Consider the following 23607-nt stretch of genomic DNA (forward strand, 5'->3'; position numbering starts at 1 on the left):
TCAGTAGCACATCGCAATGCCGTTGCAGTACAACGGGTAACGCTCGATCGGGCTGGGCGGCGGTCCGGTCATCGCCAGCGAAAAGGGTTGCTTCTTCATCTCCGGCTGCAGCCCGCATACCGGCCCGTGCAGCGTGGTGTGGGTGCCGCTCATCGTTTCGTCGCTGAACGCGAAGGTTTCGGTGGACGGCGCGGTGCCCCCGCCCGGGCAGGCCACGCCGTTGTCCTTTTGCACCTTGAACGTCCACAGCATGCTGGACATGCGAGCCCGGCCGCTGAAGTTCTGCAGCTTGTCGGCGGCGCTGATCTGCTCGTTCGTAGAGCTCACGATGTTCAGCGCGCAGTTCATCGCGAAGACGATCGGGTCGGAATAGTCGTTCATGTTCCGGGTCCCGGACGGCTGGTCACACAGTGCGGAGATGGTCCAGGTAACCCCGGAGACGCCCGCCTCGTTGTAGGCGTAGGTGCCGTCCGCCGGCGGCCCGAGCGCCTTGGCCGGTTCGCCGGATTGCAGCGCGATTCCCGTTGCGACAGCCGTGAAGACGGCGGCACCCGCGGCCAGTCCGTGACGGAGCTTCATGTGACTCTTTCTCCTTCGCGTGCGACGCTGCTCCCGAGTATCACAGCGTTGGCGCGCCAACACCATGGGTTCCCGGGGCATCCGCGCTAATCGGCGTCATGGGGCCGCGCCTCGGCAAGCGCATCGAGGAATGACCGTGCCCAGCGATCGACGTCGTGGGCGAGCACCTGGCGGCGCAGCGACCGCATGCGCCGCCGTCCTTCCTCGACGGGCTGGTTGAGGGCGGCCTCGATGGCGTCCTTGACCCCTTCGAGGTCGTGCGGGTTGACCAGGTACGCCTGGCGCAGTTCGGCGGCGGCGCCGGTGAATTCGGACAGCACGAGCGCGCCGCCGAGATCGCTGCGGCAGGCGACGTACTCCTTGGCGACCAGGTTCATCCCGTCGCGCAGCGGGGTGACCAGCATGACGTCGGCGGCCACGAAGAACGCGATGAGTTCGTCGCGCGGGACCGGCCGATGCAGGTAGTGCACCATCGGATGCCCGACTTCGCCGTATTCGCCGTTGATGTGGCCGACCTGGCGTTCGATGTCGTTGCGCAGCTGCTGGTAACTGTCCACCCGCTCGCGGCTGGGCGTCGCCAGCTGGATCAGCACCGTGTCGTCGCGTTTGGCGCGGCCCTCGGCGAGCAGCTCCGAAAAGGCTTTCAGCCGAACGTCGATGCCCTTGGTGTAGTCGAGCCGGTCGACGCCGAGCAGCACTTTGCGGGGGTTGCCGAGCTCGGCCCGAATCTCCTTGGCGCGGCGCCTGATATCGCGGTGCCGGGCCGTTTGGTCGAGGGCACTGGAATCGATGGAGATGGGGAAGGCGCCGACCCGGACGACGCGGGATTCCAGCTCCACCTCGCCGTACCGCGACCGCACCCCGACCGCCCCGCGCGTGGTGTTGGCTCCGATCAGCCGCCGGGAAAGGAACAGGAAATTCTGCGCGCCGCCGGGCAGGTGGAATCCGACGAGGTCGGCGCCCAGCAGGCCCTCGACGATCTCGGTCCGCCACGGCATCTGCATGAACAGCTCCACCGGCGGGAAGGGGATGTGCAGGAAGAAGCCGATGGTCAGGTCGGGCCGCATCTCGCGCAGCATCGCCGGGACCAGTTGCAGCTGATAGTCCTGCACCCATACGGTCGCGCCCCGCGCGGCGGCACGTGAGGTGGCTTCGGCGAAGCGGCGGTTGACGACGACGTAGCGGTCCCACCATTCGCGGTGGTACAGCGGCTTGACGATCACGTCGTGATACAGCGGCCACAGCGTGGCGTTCGAGAAGCCCTCGTAGTACTCGGCGACGTCGTCCGCGCTCAGCTTGACCGGCCGCAGTTCCAGGTCCTCCTGGACGATCGGCTCGTCTTCGTGGTCGACGTCCTCGTCGACCACACCGGGCCAGCCGACCCACGCGCCGCGCCGACGGCGCAGTAGCGGCTCCAGGGCGGTGACCAGTCCCCCGGGGCTGCGCTTCCAGGCCGTGCTGCCGTCGGGAAGCAGCTCCCGATCTACCGGCAACCGGTTGGCGACGACGACGAAGTCGGAATCCCCGAATTTGGCCGCCTTGGAGCCTCGCCCTCCCCCGGGAGCCATTTACGCGTCGAGTTTCGCCGGCCCAATACCCAGCATGGACAGGAAGACCCGGCATTCGTCGGCGTCGTTGGCGTACGCCGCGACGACCCGCCTGGCCTGGCTCGCAGTGCTGTCCGCCACCGGCTCGACGTCGCCGATTTCGCCAGGATCAGATTTCGTAGGCATGACTTAACTGTAGGCGACGCGCGTGATCGGCCGCAGCCCGTCTCACCAGCTAACGGGCGTCGGGCGCGTTTATGGCTGGTTTGCAGGGACTCGTCGCGCCGCTCGCGAAGACACGACCGGCCGGGACGTGCCGCCGATCAAGGGCTCGCGGCGCGTCCCCCCGACGCGGCCCGGTTACACACTGGCCGTAATCTGTAAACAAGGCCAAATCAACGACGAACGAGGTGGGCGGAATGACAGTCTCCGAGCAAGCCGACACCGGGGCGGCCAACGCCAACACCCCGGAGCTCGTGGCCTACGAAACCCTCGACGAGGGCCGGATCGCGCGGATCTGGCTCAACCGGCCCGAGGCCCACAATGCGCAAAGCCGCGGCCTGCTGGTCCAGCTCGACGAGGCCTTCGGCCGCGCCGAGGCCGACGACACCGTTCGCGTGGTAATCCTGGCGGCGCGCGGCAGGAACTTTTCCGCCGGCCACGACCTGGGTTCCGAGCAGGCACTGGCCGAGCGCGCACCGGGGCCCGGGCAGCATCCGAGCTTCCGCTCGCGCGGGGCCACGCTCGAGCCGATCATGGAGAAGCTGTACCACCAGGAATGGCACTACTTTTTCGAAAACACCTGCCGCTGGCGCGATTTGCGCAAGATCACGATCGCCCAGGTGCAGGGCAACGCGATCTCGGCCGGGCTGATGTTGATCTGGGCCTGCGACCTGATCGTCGCCGCCGACAACGCGAAGTTCAGCGACGTCGTCGCGGTCCGGTTGGGCATGCCGGGTGTCGAATATTACGCTCACCCTTGGGAATTCGGTCCGCGTAAGGCCAAAGAACTGCTACTGACCGGTGATTCGATCGACGCGGACGAGGCGCACCGGCTGGGCATGGTGTCCAAGGTTTTCGCTGTCGACGAATTAGAGGAAAAGACACTCGAATTCGCGCGACGCATCGCCGAGCGGCCCACGATGGCGTCGCTGCTCATCAAGGATTCGGTCAACGCCGCCTCCGACGCGATGGGTTACACCGAGGCGCTGCGGCACGCCTTCCACGTGCACCTGCTGGGGCATGCGCATTGGGCGGCGTTCAACGAGAACCGGTGGCCGGTCGGCCAGCCTCCGCACGTCGAGGATTGGCGGGACGCGAAGCCGACGAAGGTGGCGCGCCGCGATACGCCGTAGCGCCGCGCAGCCGAGGACCTAACGAGACCGGGGGTAGCGATATTCCCCCCGAGGGCACATGCTTCTATAGCTAGAACCTGTTCCAGTTTGAAAGGGCCTCGCGTGCAGCTTTCTTTCCAAGACCGGACATACCTGATCACCGGCGGGGGTAGCGGGATCGGCAAAGGCGTGGCCGCCGGGCTGGTCGCGGCCGGCGCCTCGGTCATGATCGTCGGCCGCAACGCCGATCGACTCGCCGGGGCCGTCAAGGAGATCGAAGCCCTGCCCGGCGAGGGCTCGATTCGTTATGAGCCCGCCGACGTAACCAACGAGGACGAGGTGGCCCGCGCGGTCGACGCCGCGACGGCCTGGCACGGCCGGTTGCACGGCGCGGTGCATTGCGCGGGTGGCTCGTTGACCGTGGGGCCGATCACCCACACCGACTCGGAGGCGTGGCGAAACACCGTCGACCTCAACGTCAACGGCACCATGTACGTGCTCAAGCATGTGGGGCGCGAGCTTGTGCGGGGCGGGGGCGGCTCGTTCATCGGGATCTCGTCGATCGCGGCCAGCAACACCCACCGGTGGTTCGGGCCGTACGGGGTCACCAAGTCGGCGATCGACCACATGATGATGCTGGCCGCCGACGAACTCGGCCCGTCCTGGGTGCGGGTCAACAGCATCCGGCCGGGCCTGATCCGCACCGATCTGGTCGACGCGAGCGTGATCCAGTCACCCGAGATCAGCGGCGACTACGCGCTGTGCACTCCGCTGCCGCGGGTCGGTGAGGTCGAGGACGTGGCCAACCTGGCCATGTTCCTGCTCAGCGACGCGGCGGCCTGGATCACCGGCCAGTGCATCAACGTCGACGGGGGACACATTCTGCGCCGCGGCCCGGATTACTCCTCGATGATGGTGCAGATGTACGGCGAGGACGCGCTGCGCGGGGTCGTGGCACCCTGACCCGTCGCCGCGCCTAGTGAACGGGAGAAGCGATGAAGCGTCTCGAGGGCAAGCGGATCCTGGTGACCGGCGCCGCGTCGGGGATCGGGCAGGCGACCGCGCTGCGCCTGCTCGACGAGGGCGCCGCCGTCGCGGCCTCCGACGTCGCGGCTGAGGGCCTGGACACCACGCGTGCGCGGGCACAAGAGGCCGGCATCGCCGACCGGCTGAGCATCGTGCCGATGGATGTCGGCAGCGAGGATTCGGTGGTCGACGGGGTGCGCCTGGCCGTCGAGCGGCTGGGTGGGCTTGACTCGCTGGTCAACGCGGCGGGCATCCTGCGGGCCGCGCACACCCACGACACCACCCTCGAACTCTGGAACCGAATCGTCGGCGTCAACCTGACCGGAACGTTTCTGGTGGTGCGCGAGGCGCTACCGGCCTTGTTGGCGAACCCGCGCAGCGCGATCGTGAACTTCAGCTCCACGTCGGCCTCGTTCGCCCATCCCTACATGGCCGCCTATGCCGCGAGCAAGGGCGGCATCCAGGCCTTCACCCACTCGCTGGCGCTGGAATACGCCAAGCAGGGCCTGCGCGCGGCGTGCGTCGCGCCGGGCAGCATCAAGTCCGGGATCACCGATGCCACCGGCGGATACATCCCGCAGGACGCCGACTGGGCGCTGTTCTCGCGGCTCATGCCGGTCCTGCCAACCACGACGGAGTCCAGCGGCACGGGAATGGCCGGACCCGAAGCGGTCGCCGGGGTGGTCGCCATGCTGGTATCCGACGACGGCGCCTGGATCACGGGCACCGAGATCCGCATGGACGGCGGCACGCACAGCTGATGGCGGCTTAGTTGACGCAGGGCACGCCGCCGCCGTCGATCGGCTTTCCCTGATCGGGCGTCGGGTACGTCGTGGTGGTGCCGTTGTAGTAGTAGGTCTTGGCCTTGGTCGACGTGGTGGTGCTGGTGCTCGTGACGTCGTCCATCTGGGTCTCGTCCGGTGTGGGAATCGAGAAGTTGGTGTCCACCGTCACCCGGATGTGGCCGGGCTGGACGCCGGGGCTGGGCTGGCTGGGAGCGTCGAGGCCCAGCATGGTGGCCAGGTTGCGCGCATCGCTCTGCGCGCCGGCGCCGTACGCGATCGAGCTGGTGGTCGGCTCGCCGGACTCGCGGTCCCGGACCTGGCCCGGGGTGTAGCCCTTCTTCTTCAGCGCGCGCGATACCTCGGTGGCAAGCCCGCTCATGCTGCCCGAGTTGACCACGTCGACGACGGTGGACGGGTCGGGCTTGACGGCCGTGGTGGTGGGCGCGGTGGTCGGTGCGTCGGTGCCGATCGCCGCCGCCACCTCGGCCTTGATCGCGGCCGGGTCGACGATGTTGACGTCCTGGCCATCGATGTTGTCGTAGCGCACCACCGGTAGCGTCCGGAATTCCAGGTTGCCCCGGGCGAGCCCGCCGAGCCGTTGGATCATGTCGTCATTCCAGCCGGAGGAGAGCACCACGTCCTTGCGCGCCACCGCCATCAGGTTCTTGAGCTTGTCGATGTTGGTGAAGGTGCCCGCGGCCTGCAGCTCCTGCATGACCGACGAGATGAACGCCTGCTGCCGATGGGTGCGGTCCAGGTCGCCGTTCTCCAGGCCGTGCCGCTGCCGGACGAACGACAGCGCCTCGGACGCGTCCAGTCGCTGGCGCCCGGCCGGGAAGTCGGCGCCGGAATACGAGTCGTAGACGGCGTGGTTCAGGCACACCTCGACGCCACCCAGCGTCTGCGCCAGATCGTAGAAACCGGCCAGGTTGACCTCGGCGAAATAGTCGATCGGCACCCCGGTCAGGCTGCGCACCGCGCGCAGGGTCGCCGCCCGCCCGGCCTCGCGACCCTTGGTCTCGAGCTCCTTCTGACTGCTCGTCCCCTGGTTGGCCAGCTTTTGCGCGACGTACTGCTTGGTCAGCCCGTAGGCCTCTTTGATCTTGATGTGGTTGTATCCCGGGACCCCGGTGAACGGCACCCAGTCGTCGCGCGGGATCGAGAACGCGACCACTTTGTTGTCGGCGCTGACGTGCACGAGGATCAGCGTGTTGGTGTTGTAGCCGCCGTCGTCGGAATCGCCCGCGTGCAGGTGCTTGAGGATCGAATACGGCAGGTCGTTGCCGTCCTGATCTTTGCGCGAGTCCAGGCCGATCAGCAGGATGTTCATGTTGTCGCCGCTGGACCGCGGATCGTCGGGCTGCAGGGCGTTGGAAACGGTGATGCCGCCCAGCGCGCCGTGCGCCACGTAGTACCCGGCGCCGGTCAGCCCGACCGCCGCCACGGAAACCAGCGCGCCCAGGGTGCGCGTCAGCCCCTTGCGGAAGCGAGAGGGCTGACGGACGGCTCGATGACGGCGATGGGCGCCGCCCGAGCGGGCCATCACAAACCTCTGCCCGCACCCAGCGCATCACCGGGCCCCGCAACGGCGGTTAGCGGCGATGTCGCTTCGAGCATGGTGACAAGTATGCGTTAGCCAGCTGTGAAGGCCCCAATCGAGAGCGCCCGCCGGCGGCGGCCGTCACCGGAATCAGCGGGCCCACTCGGCGCGATTCGCGGCCGCGATCGCCGATCTACCTGCCTGTTTTGCTCGGGCGGTGCGGGTGTGCGCCCGGGACGACCCCCGCCCGGTCTCGTACGCGAGCCGGATCGAGCCGAACTTGTGACCGCACGGATACCCGGCACCGCACCGACCGCCCGGGACCGGCAGCAAACCGTCGCCGTCAGCAGTACAGGTACTCGATGCGCCATCGACCGTCGACGTAGTCGGCGCGGTACTGCCCGCCCAGCGCCGGGTTGGCATCGTGAATGAGGCCAGAGCCGCCGACCCCCGGCGTGAAGCCCGGCGGATCCCACGCGATGGACACCGGGTGGGGCGGCATGTTCGGCGTGCATCCGACCTGCTTCTTGACGTAGCCGTCGATGATCGCACGCTCGGCGGCGGCCTGGTCACCGCCGTCGGCCGCGGGGGCGTTGGCGCACAACGCATTTGCGCTACAGGGGCGTTGGCCCACGGCGGCGAGTGCCGGCGCGTTCGGGTGCAGCATGGCCGCTGCGAGCACCCCGGCGGCCGCCGTGATCAGGGCAGTTGCGCCGATGCGCATGTCGTCTCCCTGCAGTGCTATCGGGCTTTGACCAGGTCCTCGCCCGAGGAGTAAAAGAGCGTGATGTTGGAGCCCGTGACGATTTCAGCGAGGTAGACGCCCGCCGGTTCGACCTCGTAGTAGTAGTGGGTGTTGCCCTCGTTGTCCAGCGTCGACGCGCACGGGTAGCCCGGCGCCCCGCACCGTTGCTTGATCGGTATCGCGAAGACGGCGAGCAACACGAGGACGGCGATTCCGATGCCGAGCGGGACTTTCTTCACTGCCGACCTCGTTTGCGCCAGATCTACCACGGTTGGAGTGTAAGCGGCCGGGCCGCCCCCGGCACCCGGTGCGCAGCGGGGCGTTTTTCCAACCCGGCAGCGTTTGGAGGCCCCGGTGCGGGGGGTACGCGGGTTTGAGCCGATCGAAGGACTGAGCATGGGCGATACGGACCTCAGGCCGCCTTCGGCGAAGCGGCCAGGCGATTCAGAGCCACCCGAGCCGGGGACACCGGGCGAGACGCCGGAGCGGCTCACGCCCACCGAACCGCCCGAACGGCTCACGCCAACTGAACCGCCGGAGCGCTTGACGCCATCGGAACCGCCCGAGCGTCAAACTCCGGAATGACAAACGCGCGACTGAGCAGGATCGGAGGACAGACATGCGCGCCGAGGAAGGCGACGAATCGGTCAAGGACTACGCGAAGGAAGGCCGGGAAACCTTGGGCCGCATCAAAGCTTCCCAACATGCGGGGGGCCGGCTGGGTGACATCGCCCGTCGGTTTGCCGGGTTGTGGCGGGGCCAGCGCGGCCAGCAGGGCACCGAGCCGCCAGCTGAAACCTCTGACGGCGGCGGCTAATTCGTGCCCGGGGCCGGGTATCGGTGAGCCCACGGGTTCGCCTCTTCGAGTTGGGCGGCCAACTGGAGGAGCTCGCCGTCGGCGCCCAGCTTCCCCACGAACTGAACACCGAGCGGAAGGCCGTTCTGCGTCCAATGCAGTGGGACGCTGATCGCCGGGCGCCCGGTGAGGTTGGCCAGCTGCGTGTAGGGCACCCAGCCCAGGCTCTCCTGGATGAGATCGTCGAGAATTCCGCTGAGCCCCATGAGTTTTCCCGCGCGTAGCCTGCTGATCACTCGGGCCGCGCGCTGCAACACCGCCGACGTCGCGGTGGCACCAACCTCCAGGGGCGGGGTCGCCAAAGTGGGGGTCAGGAAGTAGTCGTAGGCGCCGTGAAACTCGGCCAGGGACTGGATGTAGTTGTTTCTGTTTTCGAGCGCGGACATGACCGCCAGGACACCACCGGATCGGCCGAGTTCGCTGACGGCCAACGTGTCGGCCTCGAAGTCGCTGTCGCGGGCGCCGGTTCGCCGCTTGATATCGGCGACCTGGTGGTGAAGCTGTGCGAACCAGATGGTCAGAAAGTCACGGCCCAGTGCGGCGTCATCGTACGGCGGCGCGACCTCGTCGACCTGATGGCCCAATTCGCCCAGTAGCACCGCCGTCTTCTCGACCGCGGCAACGGCTTCGGCGCTGGGCCGCGGGTTGATCGCCGAGCGCGCCGAGTACCCGATTTTCAACCGCTCCGGACGACGCTTCACGAGCTCGCTGAATAGCTTGTCGGGCAATGCAACTCGGTAAGCGGAACCCGGATGGTGCCCGACGATCGCGTCGTAGAGCGCGGCACTGTCCCGCACGGTGCGCGATACCACCCCCTGGGTCGCCATCCCCAACAGCATCTCGCCGGTCTGCGGGCCGTAGGGAGCCAAGCCCCGGCTGGGCTTGAGGCCGACGAGTCCGTTGCAGGCGGCGGGGATTCGGATCGACCCGCCACCGTCGTTGGCCCCGGCGGCCGGAACGATGCCGGCGGCCACCGCCGCACCGGATCCGCCCGACGAGCCGCCTGGCGTGTGCCGGATGTTCCACGGGTTGCGGGCCGGGCCCCAATAGTCGGGTTCCGTGACACCCTTGGCGCCGAATTCGGGCGTATTGGTCATCCCGAAAATCACCAGGCCCGCGTCCAGAAACCGCTGCGTGATCAGCGCGTGCCGGTCGGCCACCTCATTGGCCAGCGAGCGCGACCCGCACGACGTGGGAAAGCCGCGGTACTCCTGGCCGAGGTCTTTGAGCAGGAAGGAAACACCGGCAAACGGGCCCTTCAGGCCCGGATCGGCGGCCCGGGCGTCGGCGACACCGTCGAGGCGACGGACGATGGCGTTCAAGTGCGGGTTCACCGCGTCCGATCGTTGCCGTGCCAACGCGAGTAGTTCGGCCGGGGTGACCTGCTTGCGCTCGACCATTTCGGCCAAGGAGGTCGCATCCAGCGACATGTACTCGTCGAGATGCATGCCTTCTCCTTCGCTTCGGCCCGTCGCTGCGGCGCCGCCCGCCCCCTAAATTGACGCCGCTGCACGCCATTGGCGTCAAGCGAACGCGGGCGCCGGTTGCGGGCGCCTTAGTATCACCTGGTGCCCACGGCAGCTGAACCGTTTACGATCCGGGGTCCCGGTGGGGTCCAGATCGTCGCCGACCGACTCGGGGATCCTCATGCGCGCGCGGTGGTGTTCCTGCATGGCGGCGGTCAGACGCGCCGTTCGTGGGGCAAGGCCGCTGCCGCGGTCGCCGCGCGGGGGTGGCAGGCCGTCACCGTCGACCTGCGCGGCCACGGCGAATCGGACTGGTCGGACGACGGCGACTATCGCGTCGTCAGTTTCGCCGGCGACGTCCAAGAGGTGCTGCGCACGCTGCCTCCGCGACCGGTCCTGGTCGGTGCCTCGCTGGGCGGGTTCACGTCGATGCTGCTCGCCGGGGAGCTGTCCCCGGGCATCGCGAGCGCGGTCGTGTTGGTCGACATTGTCCCGAACATGGACCAGTCCGGGGCGAACCGGATCCATGCCTTCATGGCCGAGCGGGTGGAATCGGGGTTCGGCTCACTGGACGAAGTCGCCGACGCGATCGCCGAGTACAACCCGCATCGGCCGCGACCGACCGATCTGGACGGCCTGACCACCAACCTGCGTCGCCGCGGCGACCGCTGGTATTGGCACTGGGATCCGCAATTCATCAGCGGCACAGCCGCATTCCCGCCGTTCGAGGTCACCGACCCCGATCGGATGCACGCGGCCGTGGAGGCTATCCTGCGCGGCGGGGTGCCGATGCTGCTGGTGCGCGGGCAGATGAGCGACCTCGTCAGCCAGGAGCGCGCCGACGAATTCCTGGCGCGTTTTCCCCAAGTCGAATTCACCGATGTCCGCGGCGCGGGACACATGGTCGCCGGTGATCGCAACGACATCTTCGCCGGCGCCGTGCTGGACTTCCTTGCCCGGCACGTCGACGCCGGATGAACCGGCCGCGCGGAACCTGCTGGCCGCCAGTGCATTCGAGGCGAGTGGCGCTGCTATTATCTGCCCGGCACAAACCGGAGGGGGACGGCGTGAACATGCCGTGGTTGCGGGGGCTGGGACTCGTTGGGGCCGTGCTGGTGGCCGCGACGACGCTGGCGAAAACCGCTGCGGCGGCGCCGCCGCCGGCCCTGCCGTCGCCGCCCCCGGCACCGGGCATGGGAGTTGATCATGAATCCGGCAGGTGCACAGCGGGTTTCGCGGCACAGGGCGCCGACGGCAGCTACTACCTGATGACCAGCGGGCACTGCGACTCGCACGATGGCGCGGAGTGGACGTACGGCAACGATGCTCCGCTCGGCAAGATCTCGGCCAGCGAGCATGAAGGGGCCAAGCGCGACGCCGCGATCATCCGCCTCGAGCCGAGCATCGGCATGCCGGTGGGCGACATAGCCGGCAGGTATCAGGTTCGGGATGTGTTGAGCCACGCGCAGATCCAACCCGGTATGCCGTTCTGCAAGATCGGTGCGGTGACGGGTGAGACGTGCGGCGCCATCAAAGGAATCGACGGTGACGTGGTCGAAGCAAGCGTGTTCAGCCTGGACGGCGACAGCGGCAGTCCCGGCTTCGTGATGAACCCCGACGGCACCGTGAGCGCCGTCGGTCTGTTGATGTCCTCGCCCGACGGTGACGACTACACGACCTATTTCATGCTGATCAATCCGCTGCTGGACAGGTGGGGCCTGCGCGTTCTCCCGTGAGTGTCGTAGCGTTTGCAATTCTGACGTACCGGGTACCGACGCCATGGTGAAGCAGCGGAACCGGCGACACGAAGGGGAAGCAGTAGTGAAGCGTGGGATCGTAGCCGGCGTTGCCGGTGTGGCCCTGGTGATCGCGGCCGGCGCGGGGTGTTCGAGCAACAAGTCCGGTACGTCGCCGTCCGGCTCGTCTTCGCCGGCGGGTGCGGCAGGTCCGCTGGTGATCGTCGACGGCCAGAACCAGAACGTCAGCGGGCAGGTCACCTGCACCGCCGCGGGGGACAACACCAACATCGGCATCGGCGACCCCACCGCCGGGCTCGGCGCCGTGGTCAGCAATGGCAATCCGCCCCTGGTCCATTCGGTCGGGCTGGGCACTGTAAACGGGGTCGCGCTCGGTTTCTCCGACGCCGCGCCCAACCAGGGCGGCAGTGCCGGGGCCGCGGTCAACGGCAAGACGTGGGCGATCAAGGGCACCGCTACGGGTGTCGACATGAGCAACCCGCAGCAACCGCAGCAGGTAACCAAGTCATTCGAGTTGGACGTCACCTGCCCGTAGCGCAGGCCATCGACACCCGAGGGGAACGCAGCTATGTCTATGAAACGTGTCGTCGGCGCTGCCGCGGTGGCCGCCGGCCTGAGCATCTCCATGGCCACCCTGAACGCCGGGACGGCCTACTCCGCGCCACTTGACCCGCCTCCGCCTTGCCCGGGCTGCCACGGCGGTGGCGGTGGTGGCGGCGGCGGGGGCGGCAACCCCGGCGGCCCGGGCGGCGCGCCGGGCGGCCCGGGTGGACAGCCCGGCGGCCACGGCGGTCAGCAGGGCGGGGGGAACACCCCGGCGCAGGGTGGGCAGAATGGTCCGCCGGCGCAGGGTGGGCAGAATGGTCCGCCGGCGCAGGGTGGGCAGAATGGTCCGCCGGCGCAGGGTGGGCAGAATGGTCCGCCGGCGCAGGGTGGGCAGAACGGTCCGCCGGCGCAGGGTGGGCAGAACGGTCCGCCGGCACAGGGCGGCCAGAACGGCCCGCCACAGGGCGGCCAGAACGCCCCGCAGCCGAATGAGCCCGGTCATAACCCGCCGCAGGGCGGGCAGACCAACGCCCCGGCGAACACGCAGAATCCGCCGGGGAACGAGCGGCAGCGGTACGCCTCGCTCAATCCCCCGAGCACGCAGCCGCCGCACCCGCCGTACATTCCGCCGCGCGGGGTGTATGCCAGCGGCAACGCGGAGATCGGCGGGCCGGTGGGTCTCGACACCGGCTTCAGCGTCGTGGGCCACGGGGCACCCCCGCCGCCGCGCCCGCACAACTACGGCTGGAACGACGGCCCGGCCCCGGGCCACCCGCCGCCGCACTGGGTGGGCCCGCCGCCCCCCGGGGGCTGGAACGGTCCGCCGCCTCCGGGTGGGTGGAACCGGCCGTGGGCCGGACCGCCGCGTGACGTGCTGGTGGCCCGGGCGGACTTCGGACCGTTCAACTACAACACCTTTACCGTCGTCCCGGTCTTCAACTGGCAGTACGGCGGTTGGGGTTACTGGTTCTTCGGTGTCTGGGTGCCCCTGTACTGAGCGCGTACTACTGCGGGTGGGCCGCCACGTAGTCCGCGGCCGGGATCGGTGACGACGCGTCGTAGCCGATGGGCAGCACCACGTCGCCCGCGGTGGTGCGGCAATAGACGTCCCACCGGTAGTACGCGGTGAACGTGGCCGGATCGGCCGCGATCAGCGCCGCGTATTGGTCGACCGCGCGCACGTATTCGCCGGCGTGGTTGTAGCCGTAAATGGCGCGATCCCGATCGTCGGCAAAGCCGTTGGCGGCCAGGTAGCGGCCCGCCGCCAGGATGCTGTCGCGCGGGGAGTGGATATCGCCGCCCTGTCCGTAGCCGGCGAACGTCGACGGCAAGAACTGCATGGGGCCCTGTGCCCCGGCGGTGCTCGCGCCCACGATGCTGCCGAACCGGGTCTCGATGAAGTTGATTGCGGCCAGGTAGTTCCAGCCGACGCCGGATTCGGACTCCGCCTGGTGGTAGTCGCTGAGCAGCTCGTCGGCCGGGGCCGGCGGCTCGATGCGCCACGCCGGCAGGGTGTCTCGCACCGGGGTCAGCGCGATGAGTTGCCGACGGGCGTCGACGTTGCGGTCGTAGACCTCGGCCAACTCCGCCGGGATGCGCGGGCGCGTCGTCGCGTCCCATTCGGGATGGCGTGCGATGGCCCGGTAGGCCGCCTGCTCGCGGTGTGCCGCCGCCGTCAGCGCCGGCTCCGCGGTCCCCGGGTCGCGCAGGGCGCGCTCGTCGGCGACGAGGTCGTCGACCAGCTGCGCGGGATCCGCGGCCAGCGGCGGCTGCGCGCCGCCGGGCGTCCCGGAGTCCACGGGCACCACCCGGGTCGGCGCCGCGGTGGCGGACGTCGTCGTGGCCGCCGGGGAGGCATGTTTGGGATGCGATGCCGAACAACCGGCGAGCGCGACCATGATCGCGGCGAGGACGAGCGGCGCGGCGCGTCGGTTAGGGCCCACAGTGATCACATCCGTCCATCGCCTCGATCCCCCACGGCTCCGGCTGGTTCGCCTCACAGCGAGTCTGTCGCATCCGAGCGCGTGACATCAATGCCGATGAAGGCTCAAACTGGTTGATATGCGCGACCGCGAGACGATCGACTCAGAACTGCGGCGCATCGCCCTTGGGCGACGATCGATCCGCGAGCAGGGTGGCCAGCCGTCGACCCAAGAGGTCGACGAACTACTCGACGAACTCCTGGCCCACAGCACCGGGGCGACGCTCGTGAACGCGCCCAGCGCCCCCGAAACCCCGGCGGTCGCCGCCGCCCGGCCCCGGCACGACACGGTCACGCTCCTGCGGCCCAGCGGCGTGCTGCGCCGCCTCGGCCTGCTGGCGGCGTTGCCGCTGTCACTGGTGGCGATCGCCGCCGCCGCGATCGCCATATTCGCCGTCCGCCACCAGGATTCATCGGCGCAGCCGACGGAAGCCCCGCCGCCGGCCGCGTCGTCACCCAGTCGACCGGTCGCGTCGCCACCCGCTCGCATGGCTCCCCCCGCACCCGCCCCGCGGATCGGCGTAGCCGACACGGCGTTCATCGCCGCGTTGAAGCACGAAGGCGTGCCGATTCCCAGCCAGGATTACGTGACGGTCCAGGGGCACGCCGTCTGCGACTTCCTGGCGCACCAACACAACTTTTCCGACGCGGTCGGATTCGTGCAGCGATCGTCGATCTGGGACGCCGATCAAAGCACTCATGTCACCGCGGGCGCCATCGTCGCGTACTGCCCCCAGTCCCTACCCTCTGCCTCAAACGAGATGCAGCCGTCCTATCAGGATGCCCTCTCCGATTTGCAGGCCATCGAAGGAAAACTGCGGGACATCCAGGGAGATCTGGACAACCTTCCGGGCCACCCGTGAATCTCAAGTAACTCAGCGGAGACGACGGCGCAGCCAGCCAACGACTTTCCAGCCTAGCCCGATGGTGCTCACGGCGATTTTCAGTACTGGGTGCATACCGGTCGCCCCATCAGGATCGCTTTCGAAGAACTCGGCGTGGGCAAGAATTTCGTCGCGGATGGGGTTCCAAACGGACGCAGGCGGGATGCCGTCCGGCCCGCGAATCAGCCCATGGGCTTTACCAAGATGGGGACTGTTGGGGTCCTCGGCCGCGATGACCCCAAGGTTTGGTCTGACGTGGCCCGCTGCAAACCGTGCCACACCATGTGTTTCCCAGTTGCACAGATCTTTGGTCTTCAGCTTCAACGAGCGAATCAGTCCATCGACGACTACTGATAAGCCATCAGGCTCTTTCTTGATGCTGAACGCTGCTGGCTGCGGCCGTCGCTTCCCAGTGATCGGATCGAGGTGCGACAGATAGGGTGGCTTGCCAGGAACTCGGCGGTAAAGAAGCTCTGTATCGGCGAACGAATCGTCATCGTATGCACCAGCAGGACCGATCTTGATCACTTTGGATCAACGAACGATGTTGCGCCAGTTCGGATTCTGGCGTTCAACTTCCTTCGAAAACTGATTCAAGCTGTACCGAAGTTCCCGCAGGGGTAGATCAGATCCAGAGTCCGAGAAGGACATTCCGGCAATATTTCTCACAGACCACCAATAGTCGCCTGACGAAAATATCTGAATCGTAATCGCCATGTCGCGCGCGGCCCAGTAGAAAATTAAGCCGTCGTCTTCAGGGGCGATCGAGGCGTCAACGGTGTGTGTCTTGAATAGAAACTCGATCAGTTGTCTTCCGCGAGAAGCCATTCCGGCGTTAATGCAACGGTCAGCGAGCAATGCGGTGAGCGTAGTGTGCGCCCGCACTTGAGCATTGTCCGTACTAGATTGGGGCGGTCGGCGAAAGAAACGGGGCTGCGTACAGTCGCCTTCTACTTCCATCGCTGCCGGACGGAGATAGAAATTCATCCTTGCTTTTTGGAGGGCAGCCGCTTCTGTTTGGCGAGAGGCTATTTTTGTCCAACCATCTTCGAGAATCGTCATGGCTGTGCCTTCCACCTCGTCTTCATGTCTTCGCTGAAACAGTCCTCAAACGTGCTGTTCTCAAGTTCGTGAGCTGAATCCAAGAGACTGCGGGCCGTTGTGCACGGATCATCTGACTTTATGGACGACGGATCAGCATGTGCCGCAACAGAATGGATGTCCAGCTCGGGACGCTGTTCCAGCCCTTCGTCTATGTGAACTCCAACGTTGCGCTTCAGACCACCTTCTTCTTCTTCGTTCCAATGGAGTTGAAAACCGATGTATGCCGCGTCGTGGAGTTGTTTTTCGTGCGCCTCGATATCAGACCAATCCCCGGTTAAATAGCCGACCAGCCAGCGTTCTGCGCCGATATCTTCCAGGGAATTTGAGTAGTAACACTGGCAGCCCTGGACCTCTACCGTGGCGTCGGAGACGTCGTCTACAATCCGGACGAAGTCGCCAAACTTCGTGATCAGTTCCTCCGCAAGCACCTCGTAGCTTGGGTATTGGTCGTTGGGTGTGTCGGCGTCGAAGCGCCACGTCAGTGACACGTGGTCGAACTGGAACGCGATCGTGCGCGACAGTGAGCTGTTGACCAACTCGACCCTCGGCATTGGCCATGGCGCATCGAACGGATCTGTCTGTGGGAGCGGGCTATAGGTGCTACGTGAACGCGGCACCGGTGGGGTCTGCCTGACCCCAGGGTAGTCAGTTGACCAAACCTCGCAGAGTTTGTTGATCAACCCTATGTCGTAGGGCAACGGCTTGACGTACACAGTGAAGATCGCCCTGCGGACCGGCGGACGTTCGTAGTGGGTCCTGCCTCCACTTACCACCGATTAGCCCCACTTACCACCATGTTGTTCATCTTTACACAAACCCGCCCACTGGAGGTATTATGCCCCGCGCTCGGCAACTTGTGTCGGTTCCGGTAATCCAGGTTGTTCAGCGCGAAATTGTCCCCGTTTTGAGTAGGAGCAAACGCGCGCTCGTGGAATGCCGGGGCCGCTCCCGATTGCGGCGCGGGCGCACCGTTTCGAGGCAGCGAGGCTCGTTAGCAACGCCGCCTTCCTTCGATATTGTCGCAGAAAGGCATTGTCTACCAGCGCAAATGCCATTGCAGCTACGGAGCCCCCTGTCAGGATTGAACTGACGACCGCTCGCTTACAAGGCGAGTGCTCTACCACTGAGCTAAGGAGGCGGGTAAAACCGGGACCAAGCCTAATCGGTCACTGGTCGGTGTCGATCACGCGCGCCGAGCGCACCGCCCGTGACGAGGGCCGCCGGCGCCCCGGCAGCGGGATCCGATCCGCGATGTTGCTCAGCGGGTTGACCACCATGGTGAGCGCGATGACGGCATCTTGCAGGGTGGCGATGGCGGGCTCGAGCGCCTCCATCCCCGGGGTGAGCCGCGCCAGGGTATCGGCGACGTCGGCGAGCTGGTCGAGCGGTCCGTGTTTGGCGGTCAGCTTGTCGACCAGGCCGCCTTCGCTGAGCAGGCGGTCGGCCAGCCCGTCCTCGGCCAGCAGGCGTTCGATCAATCCGTCCTCGGCGACCAGCTGATCGGCCAGCCCGCCCGGCTGCAGCGTGCGCTGCAAGGCGCCGCCCTCGGCGGTCAGCCGGTCGAGCAGGCCGCCCTCCGAGGTCAGCATGTCGACGACCCCACCCGGGCGGAGCAACCGATCGAGCGGCCCGTCCGGGGCCACCGCCCGACCCAGCGGGGCGTCGTCGTCGAGCAGCCTGGCCAGCCGGTTGGCGCGCACGAGCGCGTCGTCGAGACCCAGCATCGACGTCATCGGGTTGGTGCCGGCGGACCCGTTCTCGCCCAAAGCCCGCTTCGCCACGCCAACGGCCGCGCTTGCCACGCCCAGACCCGCATCCGCCGCGGCCAGACCGACCCGCGCGGGAGCGGTCGCCGCCGACACGATGCTTTTGGCGAGGTTCATTCTTCGAGTCTATGCACGGCGCGGCCTGCGAAAGGCCGATCCGTCTTAAGGCAACGCGCCGATGCCTGGCAGACTACTAACAGACGGTTGACACTGAGCTTTCAGGAATCACACAATTTTTCCATAGGTAACTTCAAGTAAGGGACAGCAGCACCTGATGACATCGCCAACTCCCAGCGACACCAAACCGGAGGCCCGCGTCCTCGTGGTCGACGACGAGGCCAACATCGTCGAACTGCTCTCGGTCAGCTTGAAGTTCCAGGGCTTCGAGGTCTACACGGCAACCAATGGCGCCCAGGCGTTGGACCGGGCGCGCGAAGCCCGTCCCGATGCCGTCATCCTCGACGTGATGATGCCCGGCATGGACGGGTTCGGGGTGTTGCGACGGTTGCGGGCCGACGGCATCGACGCCCCCGCGCTGTTTTTGACGGCGCGGGATTCCTTGCAGGACAAGATCGCCGGCCTGACGCTGGGGGGCGACGACTATGTGACGAAGCCGTTCAGCCTCGAAGAGGTCGTCGCGCGGTTGCGGGTCATCCTGCGGCGCGCCGGCAAGGGCGGCGCCGAACCACGCAGCGCCCGACTGACTTTCGCCGATATCGAACTCGACGAAGAAACGCACGAGGTGTGGAAGGCCGGTCAGCCCGTGTCGCTGTCGCCGACCGAATTCACGCTGCTGCGTTACTTCGTGATCAACGCGGGCACGGTGTTGAGCAAACCGAAGATCCTCGACCACGTATGGCGCTACGACTTCGGGGGCGACGTGAACGTCGTCGAGTCCTACGTGTCGTACCTGCGGCGCAAGATCGACACCGGCGAGAAACGGCTGCTGCACACGCTGCGCGGCGTGGGTTATGTGTTGCGGGAACCGCGCTGAGCGCGTGCGCGGTCGTCAACGGTAGCGAAGAATTGGGTAGATGGTCACTCAGCCTCGACGCGGATTGCCGCTCCGAATAGGGCTCGTCGCCGCCACCCTGTTGTTGGTCGCCTGCGGCCTGGCCGTTTCCGGTGTCGCGGTGACGTCGATCCTCCGGCACAGTCAGATCAGCCGCATCGACCAGACGCTGCTCGACGCATCCCACAGCTGGGCCCTGGCCCCGCGTCGTCAGTCCCCGCCGCCGTACGAGGGCCCCGACCCGGGCCGGCCACCGTCGAAGTTCTACGTGCGCGGCGTCGGCACGGACGGCGTGCCCTTCACCGCCATCAACGACCGCAACGCCGAACCGGCGCTCCCGGCCAACAACGACGTGGGTCCCAACCCGACGACGCTGCCCTCGGTGAATGGCTCGAACATCCATTGGCGGGCCGTATCGGTGCGCGGGCCACAGGGTTTGACGACGGTCGCGATCGACCTGTCCGACCTCCAGCACACTCTCCGCTCACTGGTCTGGCTGCAGATCGCCATCGGGGTGGGGGTGCTGGTCCTGGTCGGGATCGCCAGCTTCGCCGTGGTCCAGCGCAGCCTGCGGCCGTTGGCCGAAGTCGAACGAACGGCCGCGGCCATCGCGTCCGGCCAGTTGGATCGCCGTGTCCCAGAACGGGATCCGCGCACCGAGGTGGGCCGGCTCTCGCTCGCCCTCAACGGAATGCTGGCGCAGATTCAGCAAGCGCTGGCGTCCTCGGAGTCCTCGGCCGAGAAGGCCCGCGGTTCCGAGGACCGGATGCGCCGCTTCATCACCGACGCCAGCCACGAGCTGCGCACCCCGCTGACCACCATCCGCGGTTTCGCCGAACTGTATCGCCAAGGCGCCGCCCGCGACGTCGCCATGTTGTTGTCGCGGATCGAGAGCGAGGCCTCCCGGATGGGTCTGCTGGTGGACGACCTGCTGCTGCTGGCCCGCCTCGACGTGCAACGACCGCTCGAGCACAACCGGGTGGACCTGCTGGCGCTGGCCAGCGACGCCGTGCACGACGCGCAGGCGATCGATCCGGGGCGAACCATCACCATGAAGGTCCTCGACGGCCCCGGCACGCCGGAGGTGCTCGGCGACGAAGCGCGCATCCGGCAGGTGCTGAGCAATCTGATCGCCAACGCCTTGCAGCACACCCCGGAAAGCGCCGACGTGACGGTGCGGGTCGGCACCGACGGCGACGACGCGGTCCTCGAGGTGGCGGACAAAGGCCCCGGCATGAGCGAGCAGGACGCGTCGCGGGTGTTCGAGCGTTTCTATCGCACCGACTCGTCGCGGGCGCGCGCGAGCGGCGGGACGGGCCTGGGCCTATCCATCGTGGAGTCGCTGGTGCGGGCGCACGGCGGTGTCGTCAGCGTGACCACCGCGCCGGGCGAGGGCTGCTGCTTCCGGGTGACGTTGCCGCGCATCAGTGACGTCCACGCGCAGCACGCGGTTCACGCCAACTGAGCCAGGGCCGCCTTGATCTTGGCCTGGGCCTCGTCCAGCGATTCCGGTGAGGGGTTGCGGTCCACGTTGGCGAAGCCGAAGTCGCTGAGGCTGCGGGTCGGGAAGACGTGCACATGCAGATGCGGCACCTCTAGTCCGGCGATGATCAGGCCGGACCGTTCGGTCCTGAAGGCCTTGCAGACGGCCTTGCCGATCAACTGGCTCACGGTCATCACCCGGGCGAAGGCCGCGCCGTCGACGTCCTGCCAATTGTCGATCTCTTCGCGCGGCACGACGAGGGTGTGTCCCTGGGTCATCGGCTCGATCGTCAGGAACGCCACGACGTCGTCGTCCTCATAGACAAAGCGGCCTGGCAGTTCGCGGTTGATGATCTTGGTGAAGATCGACGCCATGGGCACTCACTCCTCCTTGCCGAACTGCATCATGTCGAGGTTCCAGTAGCCACGCATGTTGGTGATCAACCCGGCGTCGTTGACCTTGTAGGTGAACACCCCACGCACCGAGCTGGTCAGGCCGCCCTCGAACTTGCTGTTGAGCACCAAGATGTGGGCGATCTCGTCGGGAGAGCTCGACGGGAAGGTCTCCTCGCAGGTGATGGAGAGCTGATTGGCCGCGATGTTGGTGTCGAAGAACGCTCCGACGGCCTCCTTGCCACGGACACCGGTGCCGTCGGGGTTGGTGACGGACTTGCCGATCGGGTCCTCGATGACGACGTCATCGGACATCAGCGCCAACCAGCCCGCCCGGTCGTGCGCCTGCACGCACCGCCACGAGGACTGCGACGCGGCCAGGGCCGGGGATGCCTGGGATTCTTGCGCGGCTGCGGCTTCGGTCATTTCTTCTCCTGTCACTAGTTTGCGCACCCGGTGCCTCGGAACGAGTCAACCCGATGGGCGTCCGTGAGCCGATTTCGTTGTGGCACAAGGAGGGAGCTCGACAGCACACCGCCATGGCGCCGGTTCGCCCCGGCGCCATGAGGTGGCACAAAGCCGGTCACAGCAGACGCGGCTGATGACGGGTCGTTTACCGGTCGGCGTCGGTGTAGCGGATGACTCCGCGAATGTTCTTGCCGTCCAGCATGTCCTGATAGCCGTCGTTGATCTGCTCGAGCCGGTATTGGCGGGTGATCATGTCGTCCAGGTTCAGCTTGCCGGCCTTGTACATCGACAGCAGCTGCGGGATGTCGTACTGCGGGTTGCCGCCACCGAAGATGGTGCCCTGCAGGTTCTTCTGCATCAGGGTCAGCATCGCCAGGTTGAGGTTGACGTTGGTGTCCAGCAGGCTGCCGATGGCGGTCAGCACGCAGGTCCCGCCCTTTTGGGTGATGTTGAGGTAGTTGTCGACGTCGGCGCCCTGCAGCTCGCCCACGGTGACGACGACCTTGTGGGCCATCAGGCCGTAGGTGACCTCGGCCATGCCGGCCATCGCGGCCATGATGTCGGGGTAGACGTGGGTGGCACCGAACTTCAGCGCCTGGTCGCGCTTCCATTCCACCGGGTCGATCGCGAAGATGTAGCGCGCGCCCGCGTTGACCGCGCCCTGCAGCGCGGCCATGCCGACCCCGCCGACGCCGACGATGGCGACGTCTTGGCCCGGCCGGATGTCAGCGGTGCGGACCGACGAACCGTAGCCGGTGGTGACACCGCAGCCGACCAGCGCGGCGACCTCGAACGGGACCGACGGGTCGATCTTCACCACCGAGCTGCGGTGCACGACCATGTAGGGGGAGAACGTTCCCAGCAGCGTCATGGGGAAGACGTTCTGGCCGCGGGCCTGGATGCGGAACGTCCCGTCGGACACCGCGGCGCCGCCCAGCAGGCCGGCTCCCAGGTCGCAGAGGTTGCGCATGCCGGCCTGACAGGTCGGACACTGCCCGCAGGACGGGATGAACGACAGCACCACGTGGTCACCCGGCGCGATGTCTTCCACGCCCGGCCCGACCTCGGTGACGATGCCGGCGCCCTCGTGACCGCCCAGCACCGGGAAACCGGCCATCGGGATACCCCCGGTGACCAGGTGATGGTCGGAGTGGCACATGCCCGCCGCTTCCATCTGGATCTTGACCTCATGCGCTTGCGGGTCGCCGATCTCGATTTCCTCGATGGACCAGGGCTGGTTGAACTCCCAGATCAGTGCGCCTTTTGTCTTCACGATGGTCCTGACCCCATTTCGCCTTTGGAATTGATCAGCGCTGACCGGCCCTTCATGCCGGCCAGCTAGGTGACGGATGCCACAGGCACCCTCGTCGCGTCAGCATAGCGCGTGCAACAAATCAAATGCTTGGTTGGCTCCCGCGGCGATCGCAAGCGCGGCGTAGCCGGGCGCAGCGGGTCGCCGCCATTGGCTCCCGCGGCGATCGCAAGCGCGGCGTAGCCGGGGCGCAGCGAGTTGCCGCCGTGGGCTCCCGCGGCGATCGCAAGCGCGGCGTAGCCGGGCGCAGCGGGTTGCCGCCATTGCTTCGGTCACCAGATGGGGACCGGTGCTTCGCCGAGCGGGTAGTAGCCGGGCAGCTTCTCGCCGGCGATGCTGCGTTCGATGCGCCGCTGCATGCCCTCGCTCAGGTCGCCGGACTCGATGAGCTTGCCGTACATGTACGCGACGTGTCCGAAGTCGAAGAAGTCGCGCTGCCACTCGATCAACAGGTCGTCGTTGAGCCGGAACCAGCTGCCGCCGATGCCGTAGATCTCGCCCTGGGTACCGTCGGCCTTGTTGACGATCTGCTTCCAAAAGCCGACGATCTCGCCCTGCTTCTCGTCGATGAGCACCTTCTGGTACTCATACACCCAGTTCTCCAGGCCTTCCATCTCCAAACCCAAAGCGATGTCGCGGATCTCGTCCACGCCGACGCACATCACGTCTTCTTTGGGGCCGATGTTCCACCCGTAGGTCGCGTCTTTGGTGTAGAAGTCCGCCAATGGCCGCCAGTCACCGGCCTTTTCGCAGTCCTTGTTGGCCTGCAGCCAGCGGTCGACCCATGCCTCGAGCTCTTCGCGTGACGCCACTGTCAATCTTCTTTCTCTTTGATGAGTAGTGCTTGTGTTGGGCACATCTCGACCGCGCGTTCGACTTCGTCGCGGGCGTCTTCGGGGGGCTCGGGGTCGAGGATCTCGACCTTGCCCCGCTTGGGCACCTGGAAGTAGTCGGGCGCCTCCAGTTCGCACATGGCGTGGCCCTGACACAAATCCAGATCGGCTTCGATTCGGAATCCGCCCAT

At 66.9% G+C, this 23607-nt stretch carries 28 protein-coding genes and 1 tRNA gene; 11 read left to right on the forward strand and 18 right to left on the reverse strand.

Annotated elements, in window-relative coordinates; translation table 11 throughout:
• The 3 genes from W7U_RS24280 to W7U_RS26010 form a co-directional block, all read right to left on the reverse strand.
• The gene (locus W7U_RS24280) at positions 1-579 is read right to left on the reverse strand and encodes a hypothetical protein (protein WP_008263759.1); all 579 of its coding nucleotides are present in this window, start codon (positions 577-579) and stop codon (positions 1-3) included.
• Between the two features lie 86 nt (positions 580-665).
• Positions 666-2147, reverse strand: a complete 1482-nt coding sequence (locus W7U_RS24285; RefSeq protein WP_008263761.1) for a trehalose-6-phosphate synthase — start codon at positions 2145-2147, stop codon at positions 666-668.
• Positions 2148-2312: a hypothetical protein gene (locus W7U_RS26010; protein ID WP_008263763.1), complete on the reverse strand. Its 165-nt coding sequence runs from the start codon at positions 2310-2312 to the stop codon at positions 2148-2150.
• A gap of 233 nt (positions 2313-2545) precedes the next feature.
• Between W7U_RS26010 and W7U_RS24290 the strand changes: the two genes are divergently transcribed.
• The 3 genes from W7U_RS24290 to W7U_RS24300 all read left to right on the forward strand — a co-directional run bounded on the left by W7U_RS24290 (position 2546) and on the right by W7U_RS24300 (position 5247).
• A complete protein-coding gene (locus tag W7U_RS24290) occupies positions 2546-3481 on the forward strand; it encodes an enoyl-CoA hydratase (RefSeq protein WP_008263765.1) in 936 nt (311 codons plus the stop codon).
• A 102-nt stretch (positions 3482-3583) separates the two neighbouring features.
• Positions 3584-4423 (forward strand): SDR family oxidoreductase, encoded by an 840-nt coding sequence (locus tag W7U_RS24295; protein WP_008263766.1) that lies wholly within the window; start codon positions 3584-3586, stop codon positions 4421-4423.
• A 32-nt stretch (positions 4424-4455) separates the two neighbouring features.
• Positions 4456-5247, forward strand: a complete 792-nt coding sequence (locus W7U_RS24300) for an SDR family NAD(P)-dependent oxidoreductase (RefSeq protein ID WP_008263768.1) — start codon at positions 4456-4458, stop codon at positions 5245-5247.
• Between the two features lie 7 nt (positions 5248-5254).
• On the opposite strand, the gene W7U_RS24305 is transcribed toward W7U_RS24300, so the two are convergent.
• From W7U_RS24305 to W7U_RS24315, 3 genes are all read right to left on the reverse strand, one after another.
• Complete coding sequence (locus W7U_RS24305; RefSeq protein ID WP_008263769.1) at positions 5255-6814, reverse strand: LCP family protein; 1560 nt, start codon at positions 6812-6814, stop codon at positions 5255-5257.
• Between the two features lie 340 nt (positions 6815-7154).
• Complete coding sequence (locus W7U_RS24310; protein ID WP_008263771.1) at positions 7155-7535, reverse strand: hypothetical protein; 381 nt, start codon at positions 7533-7535, stop codon at positions 7155-7157.
• Between the two features lie 17 nt (positions 7536-7552).
• On the reverse strand, positions 7553-7795 hold the full coding sequence (locus W7U_RS24315; RefSeq protein ID WP_008263774.1) for a hypothetical protein: 243 nt from the start codon (positions 7793-7795) through the stop codon (positions 7553-7555).
• A 380-nt stretch (positions 7796-8175) separates the two neighbouring features.
• Here W7U_RS24315 and W7U_RS24320 point away from each other — a divergent pair, with 380 nt between their 5' ends.
• Positions 8176-8373 carry a hypothetical protein gene (locus W7U_RS24320; protein ID WP_008263776.1) on the forward strand — a complete coding sequence of 66 codons (198 nt, stop codon included), beginning with the start codon at positions 8176-8178 and terminating at the stop codon, positions 8371-8373.
• On the opposite strand, the gene W7U_RS24325 is transcribed toward W7U_RS24320, so the two are convergent.
• Positions 8370-9860 carry an amidase gene (locus W7U_RS24325; RefSeq protein ID WP_008263778.1) on the reverse strand — a complete coding sequence of 497 codons (1491 nt, stop codon included), beginning with the start codon at positions 9858-9860 and terminating at the stop codon, positions 8370-8372. The two genes, W7U_RS24320 and W7U_RS24325, sit on opposite strands and share 4 nt — an antisense overlap.
• Before the next feature lie 120 nt (positions 9861-9980).
• Here W7U_RS24325 and W7U_RS24330 point away from each other — a divergent pair, with 120 nt between their 5' ends.
• The 4 genes from W7U_RS24330 to W7U_RS24345 all read left to right on the forward strand — a co-directional run bounded on the left by W7U_RS24330 (position 9981) and on the right by W7U_RS24345 (position 13178).
• Positions 9981-10856 (forward strand): alpha/beta hydrolase, encoded by an 876-nt coding sequence (locus tag W7U_RS24330; RefSeq protein WP_029385077.1) that lies wholly within the window; start codon positions 9981-9983, stop codon positions 10854-10856.
• Between the two features lie 89 nt (positions 10857-10945).
• Positions 10946-11614, forward strand: coding sequence for a S1 family peptidase (locus W7U_RS24335; protein WP_008263784.1), 669 nt, complete (start codon positions 10946-10948; stop codon positions 11612-11614).
• Between the two features lie 85 nt (positions 11615-11699).
• Entirely contained in the window at positions 11700-12170 is a 471-nt protein-coding gene (locus W7U_RS24340; protein WP_014379063.1) for a lipoprotein LpqH, read from the forward strand.
• Positions 12171-12209: 39 nt separating this feature from the next.
• Positions 12210-13178, forward strand: coding sequence for an MAP_0585 family protein (locus tag W7U_RS24345; protein ID WP_036429816.1), 969 nt, complete (start codon positions 12210-12212; stop codon positions 13176-13178).
• Positions 13179-13185: 7 nt separating this feature from the next.
• Here the strand turns inward: W7U_RS24345 and W7U_RS24350 are convergent, their stop codons facing one another.
• Positions 13186-14079, reverse strand: coding sequence for a transglycosylase SLT domain-containing protein (locus W7U_RS24350; protein ID WP_170320657.1), 894 nt, complete (start codon positions 14077-14079; stop codon positions 13186-13188).
• Positions 14080-14242: 163 nt separating this feature from the next.
• On the opposite strand from W7U_RS24350, the gene W7U_RS24355 reads away from it, so the two are divergent.
• Complete coding sequence (locus W7U_RS24355) at positions 14243-15025, forward strand: DUF732 domain-containing protein (protein ID WP_008263794.1); 783 nt, start codon at positions 14243-14245, stop codon at positions 15023-15025.
• Between the two features lie 12 nt (positions 15026-15037).
• On the opposite strand, the gene W7U_RS26330 is transcribed toward W7U_RS24355, so the two are convergent.
• From W7U_RS26330 to W7U_RS24370, 5 genes are all read right to left on the reverse strand, one after another.
• Complete coding sequence (locus tag W7U_RS26330; RefSeq protein WP_020821552.1) at positions 15038-15574, reverse strand: hypothetical protein; 537 nt, start codon at positions 15572-15574, stop codon at positions 15038-15040.
• A gap of 6 nt (positions 15575-15580) precedes the next feature.
• On the reverse strand, positions 15581-16108 hold the full coding sequence (locus tag W7U_RS26335; RefSeq protein WP_131820922.1) for a hypothetical protein: 528 nt from the start codon (positions 16106-16108) through the stop codon (positions 15581-15583).
• A complete protein-coding gene (locus W7U_RS24360; protein WP_008263796.1) occupies positions 16105-16701 on the reverse strand; it encodes a hypothetical protein in 597 nt (198 codons plus the stop codon). The genes W7U_RS26335 and W7U_RS24360 overlap by 4 nt, the downstream gene beginning before the upstream one ends.
• 515 nt (positions 16702-17216) lie before the next feature.
• Positions 17217-17288, reverse strand: a tRNA-Thr gene (locus W7U_RS24365).
• A 28-nt stretch (positions 17289-17316) separates the two neighbouring features.
• Entirely contained in the window at positions 17317-18033 is a 717-nt protein-coding gene (locus W7U_RS24370) for a hypothetical protein (protein ID WP_008263798.1), read from the reverse strand.
• A 157-nt stretch (positions 18034-18190) separates the two neighbouring features.
• On the opposite strand from W7U_RS24370, the gene phoP reads away from it, so the two are divergent.
• Positions 18191-18910 (forward strand): two-component system response regulator PhoP, encoded by a 720-nt coding sequence (gene phoP / locus W7U_RS24375; protein WP_008263800.1) that lies wholly within the window; start codon positions 18191-18193, stop codon positions 18908-18910.
• Positions 18911-18950: 40 nt separating this feature from the next.
• Positions 18951-20393, forward strand: a complete 1443-nt coding sequence (locus W7U_RS24380; protein WP_020821555.1) for a HAMP domain-containing sensor histidine kinase — start codon at positions 18951-18953, stop codon at positions 20391-20393.
• On the opposite strand, the gene W7U_RS26015 is transcribed toward W7U_RS24380, so the two are convergent.
• From W7U_RS26015 to W7U_RS24405, 5 genes are all read right to left on the reverse strand, one after another.
• Positions 20381-20785, reverse strand: coding sequence for an HIT family protein (locus tag W7U_RS26015; RefSeq protein WP_008263807.1), 405 nt, complete (start codon positions 20783-20785; stop codon positions 20381-20383). The two genes, W7U_RS24380 and W7U_RS26015, sit on opposite strands and share 13 nt — an antisense overlap.
• 6 nt (positions 20786-20791) lie before the next feature.
• Positions 20792-21229, reverse strand: a complete 438-nt coding sequence (locus tag W7U_RS26020; RefSeq protein ID WP_008263809.1) for a ketosteroid isomerase family protein — start codon at positions 21227-21229, stop codon at positions 20792-20794.
• Between the two features lie 187 nt (positions 21230-21416).
• A complete protein-coding gene (locus W7U_RS24395; protein ID WP_008263811.1) occupies positions 21417-22544 on the reverse strand; it encodes an NDMA-dependent alcohol dehydrogenase in 1128 nt (375 codons plus the stop codon).
• Between the two features lie 311 nt (positions 22545-22855).
• Positions 22856-23395 carry a hypothetical protein gene (locus tag W7U_RS24400; RefSeq protein ID WP_008263812.1) on the reverse strand — a complete coding sequence of 180 codons (540 nt, stop codon included), beginning with the start codon at positions 23393-23395 and terminating at the stop codon, positions 22856-22858.
• Between the two features lie 2 nt (positions 23396-23397).
• On the reverse strand, positions 23398-23607 hold the full coding sequence (locus tag W7U_RS24405) for a ferredoxin (RefSeq protein ID WP_008263814.1): 210 nt from the start codon (positions 23605-23607) through the stop codon (positions 23398-23400).

Source organism: Mycobacterium sp. H4Y (assembly GCF_000364405.1).
Classification (GTDB): Bacteria; Actinomycetota; Actinomycetes; order Mycobacteriales; family Mycobacteriaceae; genus Mycobacterium; species Mycobacterium intracellulare.